The sequence below is a fragment of the Wolbachia endosymbiont (group A) of Conops quadrifasciatus genome (genome assembly GCF_964027015.1).
Lineage (GTDB): Bacteria > Pseudomonadota > Alphaproteobacteria > Rickettsiales > Anaplasmataceae > Wolbachia.
Map to the genome: position 1 here is coordinate 493912 of NZ_OZ034722.1, position 19102 is coordinate 513013.

Sequence of the window (19102 nt, forward strand, 5' to 3'; positions counted from 1 at the left end):
CCTTAATTACCAATATAAACCCAAACCTTAACTCCTATAATACCATATATAGTTTTTGCTTCATAAAAAGCATAATCTATATTAGCACGTAAAGTGTGTAAAGGCAAACGACCTTCTTTATACCATTCAGTACGAGCTATCTCAGCTCCGCCAAGGCGACCAGAACAACTTACTTTAATACCTCTAGCACCCATCCTCAAACAACTTTGAATAGCTTTTTTCATCGCTCTTCTAAATGAAACCCTTTTTTCTAACTGTTGCGCAATGCTGTTTGATATTAAAGTTGCATCTATTTCAGACCTTTTAACTCCTACTACATTCACTTCCACATTATTTTTTACTTTTTCAGCTATTTTTTGCTTTATCTTCTCAATATCTGAGCCTTTTTTACCTATTATCACTCCAGGTCTAGAAGAATGTATTATTACAGACACTAAATCGATTGTACGCTCTATAATTACTTTAGAAACACCAGCATGCTTAAAAGATTCATTTATATAACTGCGAATAGATAAATCTTGATGCAACCCTTGTTTATAACCCTTCTCAGCATACCAAACAGACAACCAAGTATTAATTATTTTTAACCTAAACCCTTTAGGATTAACGTTTCCCATACTTTTGCACTTTCCTTATTAATTTTCTATTTTTATGAATCATATAATTTCCCCCAATTTTACAGTTATATTACTATAACGTTTACTAACTCTATTAGCTCTACCCATAGCTTTTGGACATACCCTACGTAAAGTAAGAGACTTACCTATTGAAATTTCTTTTATATATAAATTATCGATATCCAATCCATAATTATATTGAGCATTAGCAATCGCAGAATTTAATACCTTCCTTATAAGACCCGCAGCTTTCTTTTCACAAAATCTTAATTGCACAGTGGCAAAAGAAACTTTTTTATTACGTACTAAACCAGCAACCAAATTCAATTTACGAGGAGTTGATTTTAAAACCCTAGAACCAGCTTTAACTATTACATCTCTGTTTTTCATATCAATTACCTTCTTGTCGCCTTTTTATCACCACTATGCCCAGTAAATTTACGAGTGGGCGAAAACTCACCAAACTTATGACCTATTATATTCTGATCATTAACATTAACAGGAATGTAATCCTTACCATTATAAACAGCAAACTTTAAACCTAAACAATTAGGAAGAATTACAGAAGCCCTGGAATGAACTTTTATAGCCATGTTAACAAACCCCTTGTTTAAAGCATTATTCACCGACTTTAATATAGAAGGATGACAAAAAGGAGGCTTCCACGCAGATCTACTCATAAACTAACCTTTCAATTGTTTTATATACTTATCACTAGATTTATTTTTCCTCCGAGTTTTCTTTCCTTTTGTTGCAACACCCCAAGGAGTAACAGGATGACGACCACCAGAGGTTTTTCCTTCCCCACCTCCATGAGGATGGTCAACCGGATTCATTGCAACCCCACGCACAGTAGGTCTAATTCCAAGCCACCTACTTCTTCCAGCTTTACCCAGCTTTCTATTCTTATGGTCAGGGTTAGATACTACACCAATAGTAGCCTTGCAAGAAGATAAAATCAACCTAATTTGACCAGACCTGAGTCGTAATAAAACATATTGGCCATCACGACCAACGATTTGCGCATAACAACCAGCAGCTCTAGCAATCGCAGCACCATTACCTGGCTTCAGCTCAACATTATGAACGAAAGAACCAACAGGTATATACTTGAGTAGCAAACAATTACCTGGCAAAATATCAGCATCATTTCCAGCTGTAACAATATCACCAGGCTTCATACCTTGAGGAGCTAATATATAAGACTTAATATCATCTTCCTTATATGATATTAACGCTAAAAACCCACTTCTATTTGGATCATACTCTATTTTTTCAACTATACCCTGACCACTTCTATTACGCTTAAAATCTATAACTCTATACTTCTTTTTGTGACCACCACCCCTATGACGAGTTGTAATTCTACCATAATTATTTCTTCCACCACTGGACTTTTTACCGGATGTAAGAGACTTTTCTGGCTCATCTTTTGATAAACCAACTTTACTTACTAACACAGTCCCACGAGAAGACGGAGTAACAGGATTAAAAAATTTCATACCCATATTAAACGTTCATTATATCTAATTTTTGACCATCTATCAAAGAAAAATAAACTTTCTTTTTCTGTTTTTCACAACCAATCACACCCCTGAAACGCCTATATTTAGGCTTAATTCTAACAACATTTATAGAAGAAATTTTAACATTAAATAGAGACTCTATTGCCAACTTTATTTGACGCTTATTTACATTTACAAAAACATACAAAGAATATTTATTAAACTTCTCCCTCAAAAAAGAGGCCTTTTCTGTAATTATAGGAGATTTTATTATATTATTATATTTGATCATAACAATCTACCTTCAAGATGCTTTAAAGTATCCTTTGTCAACATCACGCATTCGTGATTCAATATATCAAAGACATTTAACCCAATAGGTTTGATTAAGTCTACATAATGCAAGTTTCTAACAGCACGCAACAAATCATCTCCATAATCACCAACTATCAAAAAGGAAGAAAATTTAAAATTTTTAATATATTTACACATTTCAGACGTTTTCTTCACATCAATATTTAAATTATCCAGAATAATCACTTGATTATTTAAATACTTTAGAGATAAAGCAATTTTTAAACCAAATTTGCGTACCTTCTTATTAAGAGAATAAGTATGACTCCTCACAACAGGGCCAAAAATAACTCCACCACCTCTAAATTGAGGAGATCGCAAGCTCCCTTGTCTTGCTCTACCGGTACGTTTTTGACCATAAGGTTTAGCTGTTGTACCAGAGACATCACTGATACCTTTTGTTTTATGAGTACCAGCTCTTCTCTTCGCTAATTGCCATCTCACTATATCATGCAAAATACTCAATTTTTGCTTAGCAGAAAATATCAAAGGATTGAGCTGAGCAGTACCTACATTATTATTAGATAGATTAACTAAATTACATTCCATAACTAACTTACCAAATTACTAGCATCATCATTTACATCTAACAGTAAACCTACCGGGAAAGGAACATCTTTATGTAAAGATTTTTTAACTGCATCTCTTACAAAAACATAGGAATTTTTAAACCCAGGAACATTATTACCCTTCACAGCAATTATACTATTTTCATGATCAATGGATAATATCTTCATATTTTGTGCAGTTATTCTGCTGTTACCTAAATGACCAGCCATTTTCTTTCCTTTGAATACTCTACCAGGATCCTGACATTGACCAGTGGAACCTTGTGATCTGTGAGCAATAGAAACACCATGAGATGCCCTAAGCCCACTGAAGTTATGCCGCTTCATCACACCAGCAAATCCTTTACCTATAGAATAACCCGTAATATCAAGATATTGACCAACCACAAAATGATTGATTCCCACTTTTTTACCACATTCTATTCCCGACAGGTCATTTAATCTACTTTCGTATAACTTACATTTATTATTTATACCCTTTTTCTTTAAATATTCCAACTGAGGTTTTGCTATATTTTTAAAATCTCCTGTGCCTAAAATGACTGAATTATAGCCACATTTATCTTGTCCTTTTATATCAACAATATGAGTTTCGCTGAGATGCAATAAAGTTACAGCCATGCAACTATTGTCAGAATATATAGCAGTATGACCAATATTCGTCATTAATAAACCAATTCTCCTCAGTGAATTTATTCTCTTCATTTCCTTCTCCTAAACCTTAACTTCCTTGACTTTTAAATCTACTTCTACGCCAGCAGAAAAAGATAAACCTGTAAGCATCTGCATCATAGTAGGAGTAAGATCATGTAAAACAATCAAACGCCTAGAAGTTCTCATTTCAAACTGTTCACGAGATTTTTTATCAACGTGAGGAGATCTATTAACAATAAATTTAGAATCTTTTCTTGGCAACGCAATCGGACCAGATAATTTTGCATTGGACCGCTTTAATTCATCAACAAATTTTCGAACACACTCCTCCAATAAAGAACAATCGAAAGCCTTAATGTTAATATATATATCTTGCTTCATCTTAGTTACTACACTCACTCCAAAATTTCAGAAACAACACCAGAACCAACAGTTCTACCGCCTTCTCTTATCGCAAAACGCAATCCCTTATCCATTGCTATCGGTACTTGCAATTCTACTTCTACACTCACATTATCTCCTGGCATTACCATCTCCTTCCCATCTAGCAATTTTATGCTCCCAGTTACATCCGTTGTCCTTAAATAAAACTGTGGCTGGTAATTCGCAAAAAATGGTGTATGCCTTCCTCCTTCCTCTTTCTTTAATATATAAACCTCCGCCCTAAACTTTCTATGCGGCGTTATCGTCCCCGGTTTTGCTAATACTTGTCCTCTCTCCACTTCTTCTCTTTTTGTTCCTCTTAACAATATTCCTACATTGAGTCCTGCACTTCCCTTATCCAGCAACTTCTTAAACATTTCTACACCTGTGCATATCGTCTTTTGCGTCGCTTTCAGACCTATTATCTCTATCTCTTCTCCCGTCTTTATCTCTCCCTTCTCTATCCTTCCTGTTACCACCGTTCCTCGCCCCGATATCGAAAATACATCCTCGATTGGCAATAAAAATGGTAAATCCACAGGCCTTGGTGGAACCGCCACATACTCATCTAACTTTTCCATCAATTTATCTATTGATTTCTTTCCATATTCGCTACTGTCATCCTCCAGCGCTTTCAATGCAGACCCCACTACCACAGGCACTTCATCCCCTGGAAATCCGTATTTATTCAGCAATTCCCTCACTTCCATTTCTACCAAATCTATCATATCAGCATCAGCAACATCAGCTTTATTTATATATACCACGATATATCCAACACCTACCTGCTTCGCTAGCAATATATGCTCTCTCGTTTGTGGCATTGGCCCATCAACCCCCGACACTACCAATATCGCCGCATCCATCTGTGCTGCACCTACTATCATGTTCTTTACATAGTCAGCATGTCCAGGACAATCAACGTGTGCATAATGCCTTTTTTCCGTCTGATACTCAACATGCGCTGTTGCTATCGTTATCCCCCTTTTCCTTTCTTCTGGCGCCTTATCTATCTGATCATACGCTACAAAATTTCCATAATGCTTTGTTATCGCCGCTGTTAACGTTGTCTTCCCATGATCCACATGTCCTATTGTTCCCACATTTACATGCGGCTTTCCAAATGCTTCCACTACTGCTGTCATAATTTAAACTTTTCTACCTAAAATACAAATACATCAATAAATAATATGTTGATTTTATAAAAATACAACAAAAAAAAGAGCGGATAGTGGGAATCGAACCCACTTCACTAGCTTGGAAGGCTAGAGCTCTACCATTGAGCTATACCCGCACAATGGAGGAGGTAGGATTCGAACCTACGTACGCAATGCGGACAGATTTACAGTCTGTTACCTTTAACCACTCGGTCACTCCTCCACAAAAATTTGTTAAGAGAACGCTATTTTAGTACCTTAACTCAAGCTTTTATTGTATTTAATACTAAACGCCTAAAATTAAAAAATCAAGCAATAAAACCTACCCTGATTAAAATCATGCAGATTTCATTTTATACAACACAATATTGCCAATAAAACGTCTAAATAAATAATGCGAATCATGCGTACCTGGCGCTTCTTCTGGATGATATTGCACAGAAAAGACTGAGTAATCCTTCATCATTATTCCCTCTACACTATTATCAAATAGAGAAATGTGAGTAATTTCAACATTACTTGGAAGAGAAGCTGAATCAACAACAAAACCATGATTTTGGCTAGTGATCTCAACTTTTCCACTAATTACATCATAAACTGGATGGTTACTCCCTCGGTGACCAATATCCATCTTGATGGTCTTTGCTCCCAAAGTAATCGCAAGTAATTGATGACCCATGCATATGCCAAAAATTGGTATTTTAGATTTTATAATAATGTCTATCTCTGAAACTACACTTTCTCCTATTTCTTGCGGATCACCAGGACCATTTGAAAGCACTATACCATCTGGATTCATACTCAACACTTTTTGAGCAAAACCTGTGCTTGGTCTGATTAATTCAACTGTACAACCAAGTTCTATTAAGCGTGAAACTATACTGATTTTTACGCCAAAATCAACGATTACAACCCTATATTTTGCATTAAGGTCACTTTTAAAATTACTATGCAAGCTGACTTTATTGGTTATTTCTATCCCATTTACAGATTTGTATTCCTTCAATTTGTCCAACGCATGCGCCTTACTCGATGAGCATATCATTCCATTTTGAGATCCATGTTCTCTCAAATATCTCGTTAAAGCTCTAGTATCAACTCTTGATATCCCAATCACGTTATTTTTCTCTAACCAATCATTTAAACTGATATATGAAGAAGGGTGGGACATAGAAGAAAGTTCACGCATAACCACACCACTTGCAAGAATTTTCTCTCCTTCATTATCTTTATGGTTTATTCCAATGTTACCAATATGAGGAAAAGTGAACGTTATAATTTGATCAGCAAAAGAAGGATCAGTTATAGTATGCTGATAACCGGTCATACCAGTGGTAAAACAGACCTCACCTATGCACTTGCCTTTTTTACCTACTGATTTTCCCCAAAAGCATTTACCATCTTGTAAAATTAAAACTGCGTCCTGCACTTCATTATCTATTTAACTGATTCAAAACAGTATACAAGAATTTCAAATAATACGTAACTCTTTCTAAAATTCCAAATTTAACCACGAGGCGGCGAAGAACAACATGAAAAAAACTTTTAACGTGCCCTTTCATAAAATATGTTGACTATCTCCGTATTTTATATTAGGTATACTCCGGCAGTTATGAAATGGAGGTTTATTATATCAAATGAAATCCAACCTAAAAATAAGTTACTAATTGTAGGAGCTGGCTTACTATTCTCTGCGATGGTGTTCCCATCATTTTTTCTCTTAGCAAAAATAGCCATAGGATTAGCTATGATCGCAATTGCAACAATCGCGGTAAAAATTTTCTCAAAAACAATATCAAACGCTCTTGAAAAAGAAAAAGTAGATCAGAATCAGGCAGCACAACAAACAATACAAAGTAAAATTATAAACCTAGCTATTGGATTAACATTTATATTTGCAGGAGGATTATCAATGCTCATTATAGCAAAAACTGGCTTAATTGCAGCATGTGCAGCTATAACTGCTTTAGCTCTACACGAATATGTTAAAAATGAAAAAATAGGAAAAGAGATAAATGATAAATTCGATAAGGTAGCTGACGATACAATCAATTTTATTGTTAGCAATGTTGAAAAACTTATTCCAACAAAGCCGCCAGGCATAACAGCCTAAACTGTCTCCGTTCAGCAGAGTGGTTTAAGAAACAATAGATAGAAGGTTTTGAAAAGGGTTCAGCCTTCTTTTTATGTCCGTCTTGAGGAACTTCTTGTACAATTAGTTTCTCTTGAGAAAATGAATCTAACATTTTAACACTCCCTTTAACTCTTACATAATATATTGAAAAATAATTAACCTAACTTATAACTTGCAGCTTTATCAGCTTGTTAGGTAGAATTATTAAAGAACTAGTTGAACAGACATTATGACTAAATTCAACTCCATCCACAAGTTCTCCGCTTGTTACTCCAGTTGCAATAAACACTGATTCACCTCTTGCCATATCTTTTATGGTGTAGATTTTTTCTGGGTCATCAATATTTAAATTTTTTGCTCTTTCTCTTAACTGATCTGTGTCAAATATTAATCTTCCCTCCATCTGTCCACCGATTGAACTCAGCGCTGCAGCCGCAAGCACCCCTTCTGGTGCCCCTCCTATTCCGATATACATATCGTGATTGCCATTTACTAGTGAAACTATGGCCGCAACATCACCATCATCCATTAGTTTAACTTTTGCTCCCAACTTCCTGATTTTCACTATTAATTCATCATGCCTTTCACGATTAAGTATAGTTACTGTAAGATCATTTACTTTACATCCTTTTGCCTTGGCTAAATTGTCTAGATTCTTTTCAATGCTATTTTTTAGTGAGACTACACCCTCTGGGAGATTTTTTCCTACTGCTATCTTTTCCATATAAACATCAGGTGCGTGTAAAAAATCACCTTTTTTCGTTGCAGCAAGAACGGACATTGCCCCCTGTTTGTAGTGAGCGCAAATTGTGGTACCCTCAAGTGGGTCAACTGCAATGTCGATCTCAGGACCATTTCCAGTGCCAACCTTCTCGCCAATATATAGCATTGGTGCTGAATCTCTCTCACCTTCACCAATTACGATAGTACCATTTATTTCCATTGAATTTAATACTGTACGCATTGCATCAACTGCAACCTGATCAGCCTTTTTTTCGTCACCGAAGCCTGCTAGTTTATATGCAGCAAGTGCTGCAGCTTCGGTCACTTTAACTAATTCATAGGCTAAATCTTCCATCATTTGCTTTAAGAACTATAAATAAAGCATTCAATATATATCATGCTGCTTGAAACTGCAATATGTCTTGACTGGTTGTGGGAAAGTTGCTATAATAAACTAACATATAGTAGTAGGTTTAGTTATGGTATATAGTAATGATGATATTATAGAGTTGTATCGAAAGATAGCTACAATTGTAAAATATGATGATAAGGGAATTGCTAGTCTTAAAGATTTGCAAAAGGAACCAAAGTGGAAAGAAGTTAATTTCCAAGATAAATGTGAAGGAGACAATTCATTAGGAGACTTACTTCTAAAACATGCAACCGAAAATAACAACACACGCGTTAAGGATTTTCTCCTCCAAAATGGGTGTAAACCCCTTCAACAAGAGCAAATAACCGCAGCAATAAACAAGGAAGAAGAGGGGCAAAACACACCTGATATAGGAGAAAATAAAGCAGACAGCAATGAAGTAGATTCTAGTAACTCCAGAGATGCTCAATTTGCTACGTCATATAAAAAGATAAAGGAAATTATAACTCAAAACCCCGATATAACTGTTGGGGAGTTTGATAAGGAACTCAAAAAGGAGAAAATAGATAAAGAAATAATAGATCAAAGTGGTTGGACTTTGCTTTATTATGCTGTTCGTTCAGAAGGGCCTAGTATTACCGGCGATCGCAGTATATTTCTAAAGGTTGTTGAGTTGTTCACAAATTTAAACATTGGAATCGATTTTAAAGATACTGCTTCCAGAACTATATTGGGCATAGCTGCAATAACAAAACAAGCTGACGTTGTTAAGGTACTTTTGGGTAGTGATAAGTTTGATGAAACGGAAAAATTTAACGCTTTGCATTCTGCTATTGTTCAAGGTAATGTCCAAGAAGTTGGGGCATTTTTAGGTTATGTAAATGATGAAAGCAGACAAGCAGCTTTAGAGTTGGCTATAAATAATAGACAAGAAGAAATTATTCAGGTGCTTTTAAACTTTATTGTAACAGAAACACCTAATGTAGAAAAAAACAGAGCAAAACCTTGCAGCAGTAATGGGAACATTGGTAGTAGACCTGTAAATACACCAAATGGCCAGCTAAATCATAATAACGAAAATAAAACACCTTTATCAACAAGGACTGACCAAACTGCCACACCAAATAATGATAATAAAGCTAATGGCTTCGTAGATGCTCAATTTTCTGTGCCAAATGAAAAAGAAACTAAATATAAAGAAAGCAAGGAAAATTTTTACACCTCATTAACAAAAGATGCTGTTGGAGTTGTTATTACAGGATTATTCATTGCTGCTGCTGTAATGGTTCCATTTGTGGCTGGTGCAGCAATTTGCGGTATTGTAGCTGCTTTGGTTGCAGTATGTACCGGGTTGCATATAAAAAATTCTACATTACCAAGCTATAGAGAAATGGAAAAAAATAAAGTTGAACACGTAAGTTCATATATGCAAAAGGTGTGATTTAAGAGAAATATTTGCCAAGCAGGATGTCATCCCAGTGCCCTGACTACTTGGATCCAGAAAACTTAACTTTAAATAAGTGGCTGCATAATAAAGACTAGATTCCAGTGTCAGCTACTTGGATGACACCTCTCTTGGGCTCTTTTAACCATAAACATTTAAGAAATTTACCAAATGAAAAGAAAGACAAAAGAAACCCCGGTTAATATCTATTTAAAAACATTGGCGTTTTTTTTATGTTTTAAACGTCTAATAACCGCGACTCAGCTGCTTTTAAATGCAACTCACCTTAGTTTAAATGTTTAAGAAATTTACTAAGCGGAAAAAAAGGCAAAAGAAATCCCGTGTTAGCTAGTTGTCACTCTCTAATCCTGCAAATTGGCGTTCTATACTGTCTTAAACGCTTTATAAGCGCATTTCAGCTTATATGGCTAGAAATGGTTGTGAAGACATAAGGTGCGCATAGTACAAAAAATTAAAAATAAGACGCCAATTACGTAATACTGGACTCCTGATATAATGTTGAACATTTTTTTTCTGCATTTCTGCCAGGGCAAGTTCTTGAAATCGAAACACTATATGTATATTATCGTGATCAATTTCAACGCGTTTGACTAATGCTCTAATTATATTAAGCTTAGCCTCCCAATCTGCTTGACCAAGTTCTGATTCAACCACAGAGGCAAAACCTTTTATACTACTTATGATAAAATCTATTTCCCTCTGTAGTTCCTTTTCATCAACCACCTCTTCCTTCTGGTTTCTCATTGCTTTTAACTTCTTCTCTATTTCCTCAGCTTATAGATCATATTCCTCCTGAGTTATGCGTTCTCGAACATAGACATAATTTAGTCTTTTGATACCTTGTTCTAATTTGCTTATTTCTTTTTCAATCTCATCATTTGGTTGCTTATTTTTATGTTCTAAAAGCATAAGTTGATGTTCTTTTGCAACTTTATCCGTGTCTTTCAATACCTTCTTCATTTCTTCCCATATAACTGGTTCTAGTATCTCCATGCGTATTGATTTGTTGCTACATACTCTAGTCCCGCCAAAACGGCTTGCATCTGTACCAGTACAACGATAGTAGCTCCTTCCTCCCTTAGCGTTTTTTGCTGCATAGTAGGCATATTTGCAACACTGACATACCATTAGTCCTTGTAATAGGTGCCTTCTTCCACTTCGTTGTATTCTTGATCTCTTTCTATTTTCATCAAGTTGTTTTTGTACTATATCGAATAATTCCTCTTCAATTATCCTTGGTATTGTTATTTTTATCCAATTCTCCTCATCAGTACGATAAACAGAATAGTTCCTTTTGCGCACTTTCCATCTTGCCCTCACTGCTTTTCTTATTGGCCCTACCTTCGACTTACCAAATGCCGCTTCTCCTTTGTATGCTTGATTTCTTAATATTCTATGGATTGTACATACGTTCCACACTCCCTTGCCCCTTGGGGAAGCAGTACACCTCTCTTTTAGTCGTCGTACTGTTTCTTTTATACTTATTCTTTCTTGACCTACCCACTCAAACAGGTCTCGCACTATTTTTGCTTCCTCTTCATTTATTTCAAATTTTGTCTTTTCTCTATCTACATGCTCTATATGATCATAACCAAAAGGCGCAATACCTATTACACTAACACGACCTTTTTTTGCTGCATGGAGTTTTCCTCTACGACTACGTTCCATAATCTTTGTACATTCATACTCTGACACTAATCCTTCCATTCCTAGCAATAACTTAGATTCTGGGTTATTTTCAACCTTATGATTCAAGAATATTACTTCTACTCCTGTTTTCTCAAATTCATCAAGTAATATCACTTGGTGTGCTGATTTCCTTGACAACCGGTCGGGCGAATGAATATAAATTTTACCAATTTTTCCTTCTCCTACTTTATCTCGTAATTCATCTAAACCTTCACGCTCTAAATTCCACCCACTAAAGCCATTGTCCTTAAATCTATTCTCATTCAATAACTTATGCCCATCTGTAGCAATTCTACGCTCAAGCTCTACAACTTGGCTCTCTATTGTGTTGTTCTGTTCTTGTTTCTTCGATGAAACCCTTGCATACAAGGCCACTGTTGTCATTTCTTTCTACCTCTTTTTTATTTAAAAATTCCTTTTTCTTTCTTTCCATCAGTCGTTTTAGTAGTATTCCGTAAGCATCCGATAAACACTTGTCTGATAACTTACTTGGTTCGTAATGATGATGAATAGTAAGCGTTCTTTTCCGCATAGTTTCTCTCCTGTAAATGTTTTCATAGTTCAGGCACTCCTTTTTTCCATAAATCCATTTATCAGCTATTCTTGCGAAAAAGACGCAACTGTTAACCTTCGTTTTGTTTTACTTTTATGCACAATTTTGGAAACACGTAGCGCTATCTTTCATCAATAGACCTGCTGAGAATCAAGCAATAAAAAGAAGGAAAGGAGGGTGACTAAAATCAAGGTTAACTAAAAGGCGTGCTTAAGATTCACAATACCAGCAATAATATTGAACCTCAGGTTGTATTTTTTCTGAAAATTGCGGTAAACATGAGACATAATCTTAAATATCTTTATCTCACGGATCTTATTTTCTACTCTCATTCTAAATGATGCTAATCTTCTATTATGCTCTTTCTGCTCTGGAGTTAATGGCTTTTTACGATACTTTTTATATGGAATTATAACATTGCTTTGCAATTTTTGCCAACCTTGATATCCAGAATCGGCATATTTTATGCTATCGATTGGTAAATATTTTTCTTGTTTCCTTATGCGAAAATCATTAATTCTACCATGATATGACTTTGACACTGATAAAATTCTTCCACCTTCTTCGATAACAATCTCAGTTTTCATAGTGTTGGTTCTTTTCTTTCCTGAATATGATTTCTTCCGTTTTTTACTATCTTCTGGTCTCTGTATTTGCTGTTCTGTAACATCAGCCAGAATCTTCAGTATTTTTTCTGGTGTCATACTTCTATCTTTTGTTATAGTAACTTTTTTGGCAAGTAATGGCTCTATTTTCTTCAGTAACCTACATACATTTGCGTTGTGAACATTGAACAGGCACCCTAAAAATCTATGTGTTATGTAAGTGCGATAGTACAAAATTACGCAAAATAACTTATCTTCTAGAGTTGGTAGTTGTGATCTTCTACCATGGCACTTTTTCTGTTTTTCAAGTCTTTCCTACCCAGACCTCACTTTTTCCACTACCTTTTCGAACTCCTCTATAGTTAAACCTGTTATATTACGAAAGTTTCTTGGGTGTTTCTTCATGTTATAGTAACTAAAGCTCATTTTTTTACCTTACTCAATCTGCTTATTCTTCTTCTACTTCTCTCACATTATTTTTTCAATCACCTTTTGCAGCAGGTCTTATGTTTCCACTTACTATATGCTTACCAACTAAAATGCTGTAAAGGCAAGACCTGCACCTTCTGCTATTTTTTCTATTTTTTCTGCTACTCCGGATCTTCTCAGAATATTTTTCATTGCTTCTTTATTCTCTATGTTATCCTTCATCTCCTTCACAATATCTCTAATCTCTGGATCTATTGAACTTAGATCTATGTCTTTAATCTTTGCTACAAGTACTTCTTCAACATTTTTGTCTATAATTTCACCTTCAGATATCTGCTGAGAAACTTTGAAAAGATGATCGTAGAACTCAATATTCTTTACCTTTTCTACTGCCCTACTAGCATCAAATAATTCTTTGATACGTTGTTCTTTTTCCTCCTCTGTAATCTTTTCTTCATCAAACGAATCTATGCAGGCCATATTTACACTTCTTTCTCTTCTTGATTTTTTACTTGGTGGATACTCCGGTGATGAAGATTCTCTTTTTTTCCTTCAGAACATTGACCTACAGTAGGCAGCATATGATGTGAACTATGAACTACTCCAACAGGAATAAATCCTTCCTTAATTGTCCTGCTTGTTAAAATAAGTTTACGCGGATCATTAGATCCTTTATCGAAAACAACACCGATAAATTTTACCTCATCACCATCTGTAAGTGTTTTATAGGTAACACCTTCTTTGTACTCTTCATTTATTTGATCATTTGCTTCCTTCAATAAAGCTTGAGCTCCTTTACCCTGCCTTGATGCCTTAAGTTCCAATCCTATTGGAGTCTATTCCTCAGCATTTCTACCTTGGACCGCAAACTTAATACCATGAACTAGCATGTCAATACGTTCCCCTCTACCAGTTTGAAACTCAGTTAAAACTAATGCTCTGGTTTCTGGTGATTCTTGTAATTTTAAGTCACTATAATGACTAAATACTCCATGCAACACCCCTTGAAAATGAGCTTCTTTATTAATGAGAGTCTTAAAAGGGAATGTTCCCTTTCCAATTTTTTCCAACAATTTATTATATTCGTTTATTGATGAAGACTGAGCATCTAGTGCTTTATCAAATGTTTCTTTTAGCTCATTAGGATAAGGAACTTCTTTGAAAATACCTCGAAGTTTCTCACCTCCGTTGTTGTATTCTTGTAAAGAATTGTATTTTTCAGTCCAAACAGTAAGATATCTTTTAAAATCTGACTTGTATCTAGTATCAAAATTAAGACTTAATTCAACTATTTCTCTATTTCCTATCTCTCTATCTAATCTATTAAGAGGAAGCGCTTTATTTAGTATATCTTTTCTGTTAGCTTCAACAATATTTATCACATAAACCAATTTCTCTGTATTTTCTGGAATAAGCACCATTGTTACAACTGCGTGGCTTGCATCAAGGTTAGTTGATAGTGCTTCTCTGCTTCTTTGAGCTGCTAGACGTCCAGGTCTACCAGAATCAGGATGCACTTCAGTAGGTATATTATTCTCATAGATAAAAATGTATTTTTTAAAACTAGTTTCTAAATCTTCAACTCTATTTAGCAATAGTGATTGCCCTAGTAAAAACCTACTAAAATAATGATTACCTCCCTTCTCCGGTGTGCCAGAAAAGGTATGGTAAATACGTTCTATATTATTTTTTATTCGTTTTTTTAGTGCGTTTGTGTAGATTTCTTGCGTATCCCAATCATCAGAGGATTTTAACATATCTTGAAAAAGAGGAATTATTTTTTCCCTACGATTCGATACCCTAACGTCAGAAATAGGAGATGGATTATCAAGATTGACACCAACACATAAAATGTTATCTGCAGTAGTTAGAACTCGCTGAACATTTGGTTGAAAACCTTGTGCATACTTTTCTGCTTGCTGCAAAGCCTTATCTGGAGTAGCATTAGGCCCTGCTCCCGCTTGTTAACTCAATAATAACAGGAATAGAATCTAATGCACGGTCAGGACCACGAGCTAGCAAGATAATATCTGCATAACCTCTTCCTGCAAATTGCTCTGGGTAAACTCTAAGATTATACCTATAGTGGAAATTCATGAAAACCCCTACCATAAATCCATGATGTGCTGCTTCACGTGCACTACTATCATAGATTAATGAGTTTTCATATTTAGAATGAACTTTACTAATCTCTCCAAGAATTCCCTCAAGAGATTCTTTAACCCCTATCTCTCTACTAGAACTTAGCCCAGCTATATCACCTTCCGGATTACTCCATAATCCTTTTTCTATTTCATGAAATTCTTTGCTAGCAGGAGAATCAAGTATTTCCTTAACTTCCATATTAACAAAAACACCATCTTTTCCTTTATAGATTTGTACTAATCTGGATTTTATTCTATCTTGAATTTCATTCTTAATATTTAGGATCTTATTCTCAACGTCCCGATCTCTAATCTTACTCCTATCTATATTATTTCTTAATATGTTCTTCCACTCATCAACGGTAAATTGATGGCCACGCTTACCTTCTGAAATGGAAAATAAATCTATATTATTAATAGCGTCTTCAGCATTTCCAAAGAGATTTTTGTTTTGGAATGGATTGGTCTACCACTGGATTCGTGTAAATTTTTTAATATAGTAATTTTACTATACCTTAAAGTTAGCTATTACGGGTACATGTATATCCTAAGTGCCTGTAAGTCGACCGCCATTTCTCTCGTTGTATCCATTTCTTCTATTTTGTCCATTGTTTAGATTTTGACTCCCAATAAATCCTTTATATACCTCTGCAAACTTATCCTCACTCCAATTTGTGGTGTTGTGTGTGTTGCAAAATTGTAAAAACTCTTCAATGTTGTCACTACCACCTGATTTCTTTATATAGGCTAACGCATATCTTTTTAAAACACTATCACTTGCTACTATAAATACTCCATTAAATTAAGATTAAATTAATAAACACTTATTATAATAAAATAACGTCCTCTTGTCAACTTTGGCCTAAATAATAAAACATACCCAAAAACCTTCTTAATCTCGGATTCATAGCCTTTACTCAATGACTAACAGAATAATTCATTATGGCATACATATAGAAAAATGCAAGCCTTTATAAAGATCGATTGAAATTTCTGACCTTCGGTTATACTATTAATGTATTCAAGTAAAAAAATTAAAAGCTATTGTGTCAAATAAAATAGGTTTTTTGGCTGTTTTTGCCTTAGTAATTAGTAGCCAAATTGGCTCCGGAATTTTCATGCTACCAATTAGCCTTGCACCATATGGGACTTATAGCCTCATAAGTTGGGCGATATCGGGGCTCGGCGCTGTGTTTCTTGCTTTAGTTTTTGCTACACTATGTGCAAAATTTCCAGAAACAGGTGGTCCTCACATTTATGTGAAACACGCCTTTGGCCCTACAGCAGCTTTTTTCGTCGGTTGGACATATTGGGCAAGTTCATGGGTTGGTTCAGCAGCTGTAACAGTTGCGAGTATTGGTTATTTAGCTCCACTTTTTCATAATGATATACAAAATATACGGTTGCTTTTAGAAATAACATTAATTTTAGCTATTATGCTGGTAAACTTGAGAGGGATAACTACCGTTGGACATGTTGAGCTTGTATTGATGATTATCAAAATTACCATACTGTTAGCAATACCAATAGCAGCACTATTTTTCTTTGATAGAAATAATTTCTTTGTAAGCGAGGAAATATCAAATCTTACAATATCTCAAATTTTTGCTCGCTCTTCATTGCTCACCTTATGGTGCTTTATCGGGCTTGAAACGGTAACAGCATCTGCAGGGTCAATTGAGAATCCGAGCAAAACAATACCAAGAGCAATAATACTTGGTACGTTCTCTGTTGCTATCATATATTTCATTAATAGCCTTGCAATTATGGGATTGATAAATAGCAATCATCTAGCTAATTCAAAAGCACCATATGTTGATGCGATAAAAATAGTTTTACCTGGTAATTGGTATTTAGTAGTTTCCATTATTGCTTTTATCGTTTCTATAAGTAGTCTGAATGCTTGGTTTTTGGCTGATGGACAAGTTGCTTTAGGTCTTGCAAAAGATAAGTTAATGCCGCAACTTTTTGCTAAAAGAAACAAGCGTGAAGCCCCTTTTTGTGGAATGATAATCAATACGTTGGGAATATTAGTTTTACTCGTCTTAACATCAAGCAAAAACTTTGCTAAGCAAGTAACTTCAATTATTGATGTCGCTGTAGTTTCATATTTATTTGTCTACTTAGTGTGTAGTCTTGCTTTTCTCAAGGTTATTATACAAGAGAAAAATTACTGCAAACTTTTAATTGGAAGCGTGGCTGTGCTTTTTTGCTGCTGGGTAATATATGAAACTTCCATAAACACATTGCTAATGTCAAGCCTGTTTCCTCTAAGCGGCGCACTTATCTATCTGCTTTGGTACAATAAGTCTATAAAACGACCTTCCCAAAAGCTTAACTTAAAAACATAATTTTTTATTTGTTAAAATTCTTGGGTTAAGTTATACTACTAGCCTGAAAATAAAAAGGTATTGTGTTGAATAGAATAGGGTTTTTAACTGTTTTTGCTTTAGTAATCAGTAGTCAAGTTGGCTCTGGGGTTTTTATGCTTCCAATTAGCCTTGCACCATACGGCTCTTATAGCCTCATAAGTTGGGTGATATCAGGAGCTGGTGCTGTGTCTCTCGCACTAGTTTTTGCTACACTATGTGCAAAGTTTCCAGAAACTGGAGGTCCTCACGTTTATGTGAAACATGTTTTTGGGCCTACAGCAGCTTTTTTTGTTGGTTGGACGTATTGGGTAATCACATGGGTTAGCACAACAGCCTTAACAGTTGTAGGTGTTGGTTATCTTACACCATTTTTTCATGAAGATATCCAAAGCATGCGTTTGCTTTTAGAGTTGCTACTACTTACAGTCATTGTTTTAGTAAATTTAAGAGGAATAGCTGCTGCTGGACGCGTTGAGTTTCTACTCACAGTTGTAAAAATTTCTGTATTGATTGCAATACCTGTGGCAGAGTTGTTTTTTTTCGATAAAAACAACTTTATCACAAGTAAAGAAATATCAAGTCTCACAACATCACAGATTCTTGCCCGCTCTACACTTTTGACTTTATGGTGTTTCGTTGGGGTTGAATTGGCAACGGCACCTGCAGGGTCGGTTGATAACCCGGCCAAAACTATACCAAGAGCTGTAGTACTTGGCACAATCTTTGTTGCTATTATATATTTTATCAATAATTTTGCGATTATGGGGTTAATAAATGGAAATGATTTAGCAAGTTCAAAAGCACCATATGCTGATGCGATAAAAATTATGTTCTCTGGCAATTGGCATTTGATTATGTCTGTAATTTCATTCATTTTTTGTGTTGGCAGTCTAAACGCTTGGGTATTATCTAGCGGGCAGGTTGCTTTTGGTCTTGCAAAAGATGGACTTATGCCACAATTTTTTGCTAAACAGAACAAACATGATTCTCCTTTTTGGGGAATAACAATTAGTGCAATTGGAACTGCTATTTTACTAATTCTCACTTCAAACAACAATTTTGCTCAGCAGATTACATCAATTATCGACTTCTCTGTAGTTTCTTTTTTATTTGTCTACCTTGCATGCAGCCTAGCTTTTTTAAAGGTCATTATAAAGGAGAAAAATTATTATAAATTTTTAATTTGCAGCATGGCAACAACCTTTTGTTGCTGGGTAATACTTGAAATACCTATAAATACCTTGCTAATCGCAAGTTTATTTACCGTAAGTGGCATACCTCTTTATTTATTTTGGTATCACAAAGTTTCTATACAGTAAATATTATAGCTGGAGAT

General features: G+C 35.1%; 21 protein-coding genes, 2 tRNA genes and 1 pseudogene. 4 read left to right on the forward strand and 20 right to left on the reverse strand.

Features of this window, described 5'->3' with window-relative positions:
• Positions 1–2 precede the first annotated feature (2 nt).
• From rpsC to carA, 12 genes are all read right to left on the reverse strand, one after another.
• Positions 3–617, reverse strand: coding sequence for a 30S ribosomal protein S3 (rpsC, locus tag AAGD69_RS02560; RefSeq protein WP_341812495.1), 615 nt, complete (start codon positions 615–617; stop codon positions 3–5).
• Positions 618–656: 39 nt separating this feature from the next.
• Positions 657–1007, reverse strand: a complete 351-nt coding sequence (gene rplV, locus AAGD69_RS02565) for a 50S ribosomal protein L22 (RefSeq protein WP_096616838.1) — start codon at positions 1005–1007, stop codon at positions 657–659.
• A 5-nt stretch (positions 1008–1012) separates the two neighbouring features.
• Positions 1013–1297 carry a 30S ribosomal protein S19 gene (gene rpsS / locus AAGD69_RS02570; protein ID WP_341812496.1) on the reverse strand — a complete coding sequence of 95 codons (285 nt, stop codon included), beginning with the start codon at positions 1295–1297 and terminating at the stop codon, positions 1013–1015.
• Between the two features lie 3 nt (positions 1298–1300).
• Complete coding sequence (rplB, locus tag AAGD69_RS02575; protein ID WP_253309089.1) at positions 1301–2125, reverse strand: 50S ribosomal protein L2; 825 nt, start codon at positions 2123–2125, stop codon at positions 1301–1303.
• A gap of 1 nt (position 2126) precedes the next feature.
• On the reverse strand, positions 2127–2414 hold the full coding sequence (locus AAGD69_RS02580; RefSeq protein WP_341812497.1) for a 50S ribosomal protein L23: 288 nt from the start codon (positions 2412–2414) through the stop codon (positions 2127–2129).
• Entirely contained in the window at positions 2411–3025 is a 615-nt protein-coding gene (gene rplD / locus AAGD69_RS02585; protein WP_341812498.1) for a 50S ribosomal protein L4, read from the reverse strand. Before rplD ends, AAGD69_RS02580 begins: the two co-directional genes overlap by 4 nt.
• A gap of 2 nt (positions 3026–3027) precedes the next feature.
• On the reverse strand, positions 3028–3750 hold the full coding sequence (gene rplC, locus AAGD69_RS02590; protein WP_341812499.1) for a 50S ribosomal protein L3: 723 nt from the start codon (positions 3748–3750) through the stop codon (positions 3028–3030).
• A 9-nt stretch (positions 3751–3759) separates the two neighbouring features.
• Positions 3760–4080, reverse strand: coding sequence for a 30S ribosomal protein S10 (gene rpsJ, locus AAGD69_RS02595; RefSeq protein WP_096616846.1), 321 nt, complete (start codon positions 4078–4080; stop codon positions 3760–3762).
• Positions 4081–4094: 14 nt separating this feature from the next.
• Complete coding sequence (tuf, locus tag AAGD69_RS02600) at positions 4095–5267, reverse strand: elongation factor Tu (RefSeq protein ID WP_264329094.1); 1173 nt, start codon at positions 5265–5267, stop codon at positions 4095–4097.
• A gap of 78 nt (positions 5268–5345) precedes the next feature.
• A tRNA-Gly gene (locus tag AAGD69_RS02605) sits at positions 5346–5416 on the reverse strand.
• Positions 5417–5420: 4 nt separating this feature from the next.
• A tRNA-Tyr gene (locus AAGD69_RS02610) sits at positions 5421–5502 on the reverse strand.
• Positions 5503–5616: 114 nt separating this feature from the next.
• The gene (gene carA / locus AAGD69_RS02615; protein ID WP_341812500.1) at positions 5617–6708 is read right to left on the reverse strand and encodes a glutamine-hydrolyzing carbamoyl-phosphate synthase small subunit; all 1092 of its coding nucleotides are present in this window, start codon (positions 6706–6708) and stop codon (positions 5617–5619) included.
• 183 nt (positions 6709–6891) lie between these two features.
• Here carA and AAGD69_RS02620 point away from each other — a divergent pair, with 183 nt between their 5' ends.
• Positions 6892–7392: a hypothetical protein gene (locus AAGD69_RS02620; protein WP_341812501.1), complete on the forward strand. Its 501-nt coding sequence runs from the start codon at positions 6892–6894 to the stop codon at positions 7390–7392.
• A gap of 181 nt (positions 7393–7573) precedes the next feature.
• Here the strand turns inward: AAGD69_RS02620 and glpX are convergent, their stop codons facing one another.
• The gene (glpX, locus tag AAGD69_RS02625) at positions 7574–8491 is read right to left on the reverse strand and encodes a class II fructose-bisphosphatase (protein ID WP_341812632.1); all 918 of its coding nucleotides are present in this window, start codon (positions 8489–8491) and stop codon (positions 7574–7576) included.
• Between the two features lie 124 nt (positions 8492–8615).
• Between glpX and AAGD69_RS02630 the strand changes: the two genes are divergently transcribed.
• Positions 8616–9950, forward strand: coding sequence for an ankyrin repeat domain-containing protein (locus AAGD69_RS02630; protein ID WP_341812502.1), 1335 nt, complete (start codon positions 8616–8618; stop codon positions 9948–9950).
• 423 nt (positions 9951–10373) lie between these two features.
• On the opposite strand, the gene AAGD69_RS02635 is transcribed toward AAGD69_RS02630, so the two are convergent.
• The 7 genes and pseudogenes from AAGD69_RS02635 to AAGD69_RS02665 all read right to left on the reverse strand — a co-directional run bounded on the left by AAGD69_RS02635 (position 10374) and on the right by AAGD69_RS02665 (position 15593).
• The gene (locus AAGD69_RS02635; protein WP_341812503.1) at positions 10374–10718 is read right to left on the reverse strand and encodes a hypothetical protein; all 345 of its coding nucleotides are present in this window, start codon (positions 10716–10718) and stop codon (positions 10374–10376) included.
• A 30-nt stretch (positions 10719–10748) separates the two neighbouring features.
• Complete coding sequence (locus AAGD69_RS02640; RefSeq protein WP_341812504.1) at positions 10749–12047, reverse strand: recombinase family protein; 1299 nt, start codon at positions 12045–12047, stop codon at positions 10749–10751.
• Positions 12048–12413: 366 nt separating this feature from the next.
• Positions 12414–13247 (reverse strand): annotated as a pseudogene (locus AAGD69_RS02645) (transposase family protein).
• Positions 13248–13355: 108 nt separating this feature from the next.
• A complete protein-coding gene (locus tag AAGD69_RS02650; protein WP_341812505.1) occupies positions 13356–13730 on the reverse strand; it encodes a hypothetical protein in 375 nt (124 codons plus the stop codon).
• Positions 13731–13732: 2 nt separating this feature from the next.
• A complete protein-coding gene (locus tag AAGD69_RS02655; protein WP_341812506.1) occupies positions 13733–14029 on the reverse strand; it encodes a hypothetical protein in 297 nt (98 codons plus the stop codon).
• Positions 14030–14086: 57 nt separating this feature from the next.
• Positions 14087–15175, reverse strand: a complete 1089-nt coding sequence (locus AAGD69_RS02660) for a hypothetical protein (protein WP_341812507.1) — start codon at positions 15173–15175, stop codon at positions 14087–14089.
• Between the two features lie 19 nt (positions 15176–15194).
• Entirely contained in the window at positions 15195–15593 is a 399-nt protein-coding gene (locus AAGD69_RS02665) for a hypothetical protein (protein WP_341812508.1), read from the reverse strand.
• An 847-nt stretch (positions 15594–16440) separates the two neighbouring features.
• Between AAGD69_RS02665 and AAGD69_RS02670 the strand changes: the two genes are divergently transcribed.
• Together AAGD69_RS02670 and AAGD69_RS02675 are read left to right on the forward strand one after the other, a co-directional pair.
• Positions 16441–17745: an APC family permease gene (locus AAGD69_RS02670; protein WP_341812509.1), complete on the forward strand. Its 1305-nt coding sequence runs from the start codon at positions 16441–16443 to the stop codon at positions 17743–17745.
• A 62-nt stretch (positions 17746–17807) separates the two neighbouring features.
• Positions 17808–19085, forward strand: coding sequence for an APC family permease (locus tag AAGD69_RS02675; RefSeq protein ID WP_341812510.1), 1278 nt, complete (start codon positions 17808–17810; stop codon positions 19083–19085).
• Positions 19086–19102 lie beyond the last annotated feature (17 nt).

What these genes read in the sequence shown, in the direction of transcription:
- rplB (WP_253309089.1), bottom strand. Translation starts at nt 2,125, where the DNA reads ATGGGTATGAAATTTTTTAATCCTGTTACTCCGTCTTCTCGTGGGACT.
- AAGD69_RS02635 (WP_341812503.1), bottom strand. Translation starts at nt 10,718, where the DNA reads ATGAGAAACCAGAAGGAAGAGGTGGTTGATGAAAAGGAACTACAGAGG.
- AAGD69_RS02640 (WP_341812504.1), bottom strand. Translation starts at nt 12,047, where the DNA reads ATGACAACAGTGGCCTTGTATGCAAGGGTTTCATCGAAGAAACAAGAA.
- rplC (WP_341812499.1), bottom strand. Translation starts at nt 3,750, where the DNA reads ATGAAGAGAATAAATTCACTGAGGAGAATTGGTTTATTAATGACGAAT.
- rpsJ (WP_096616846.1), bottom strand. Translation starts at nt 4,080, where the DNA reads ATGAAGCAAGATATATATATTAACATTAAGGCTTTCGATTGTTCTTTA.
- rpsC (WP_341812495.1), bottom strand. Translation starts at nt 617, where the DNA reads ATGGGAAACGTTAATCCTAAAGGGTTTAGGTTAAAAATAATTAATACT.
- tuf (WP_264329094.1), bottom strand. Translation starts at nt 5,267, where the DNA reads ATGACAGCAGTAGTGGAAGCATTTGGAAAGCCGCATGTAAATGTGGGA.
- AAGD69_RS02665 (WP_341812508.1), bottom strand. Translation starts at nt 15,593, where the DNA reads ATGGAAGTTAAGGAAATACTTGATTCTCCTGCTAGCAAAGAATTTCAT.
- AAGD69_RS02650 (WP_341812505.1), bottom strand. Translation starts at nt 13,730, where the DNA reads ATGGCCTGCATAGATTCGTTTGATGAAGAAAAGATTACAGAGGAGGAA.
- rplV (WP_096616838.1), bottom strand. Translation starts at nt 1,007, where the DNA reads ATGAAAAACAGAGATGTAATAGTTAAAGCTGGTTCTAGGGTTTTAAAA.
- glpX (WP_341812632.1), bottom strand. Translation starts at nt 8,491, where the DNA reads ATGGAAGATTTAGCCTATGAATTAGTTAAAGTGACCGAAGCTGCAGCA.
- AAGD69_RS02630 (WP_341812502.1), top strand. Translation starts at nt 8,616, where the DNA reads ATGGTATATAGTAATGATGATATTATAGAGTTGTATCGAAAGATAGCT.
- rplD (WP_341812498.1), bottom strand. Translation starts at nt 3,025, where the DNA reads ATGGAATGTAATTTAGTTAATCTATCTAATAATAATGTAGGTACTGCT.
- AAGD69_RS02580 (WP_341812497.1), bottom strand. Translation starts at nt 2,414, where the DNA reads ATGATCAAATATAATAATATAATAAAATCTCCTATAATTACAGAAAAG.
- AAGD69_RS02620 (WP_341812501.1), top strand. Translation starts at nt 6,892, where the DNA reads ATGAAATGGAGGTTTATTATATCAAATGAAATCCAACCTAAAAATAAG.
- rpsS (WP_341812496.1), bottom strand. Translation starts at nt 1,297, where the DNA reads ATGAGTAGATCTGCGTGGAAGCCTCCTTTTTGTCATCCTTCTATATTA.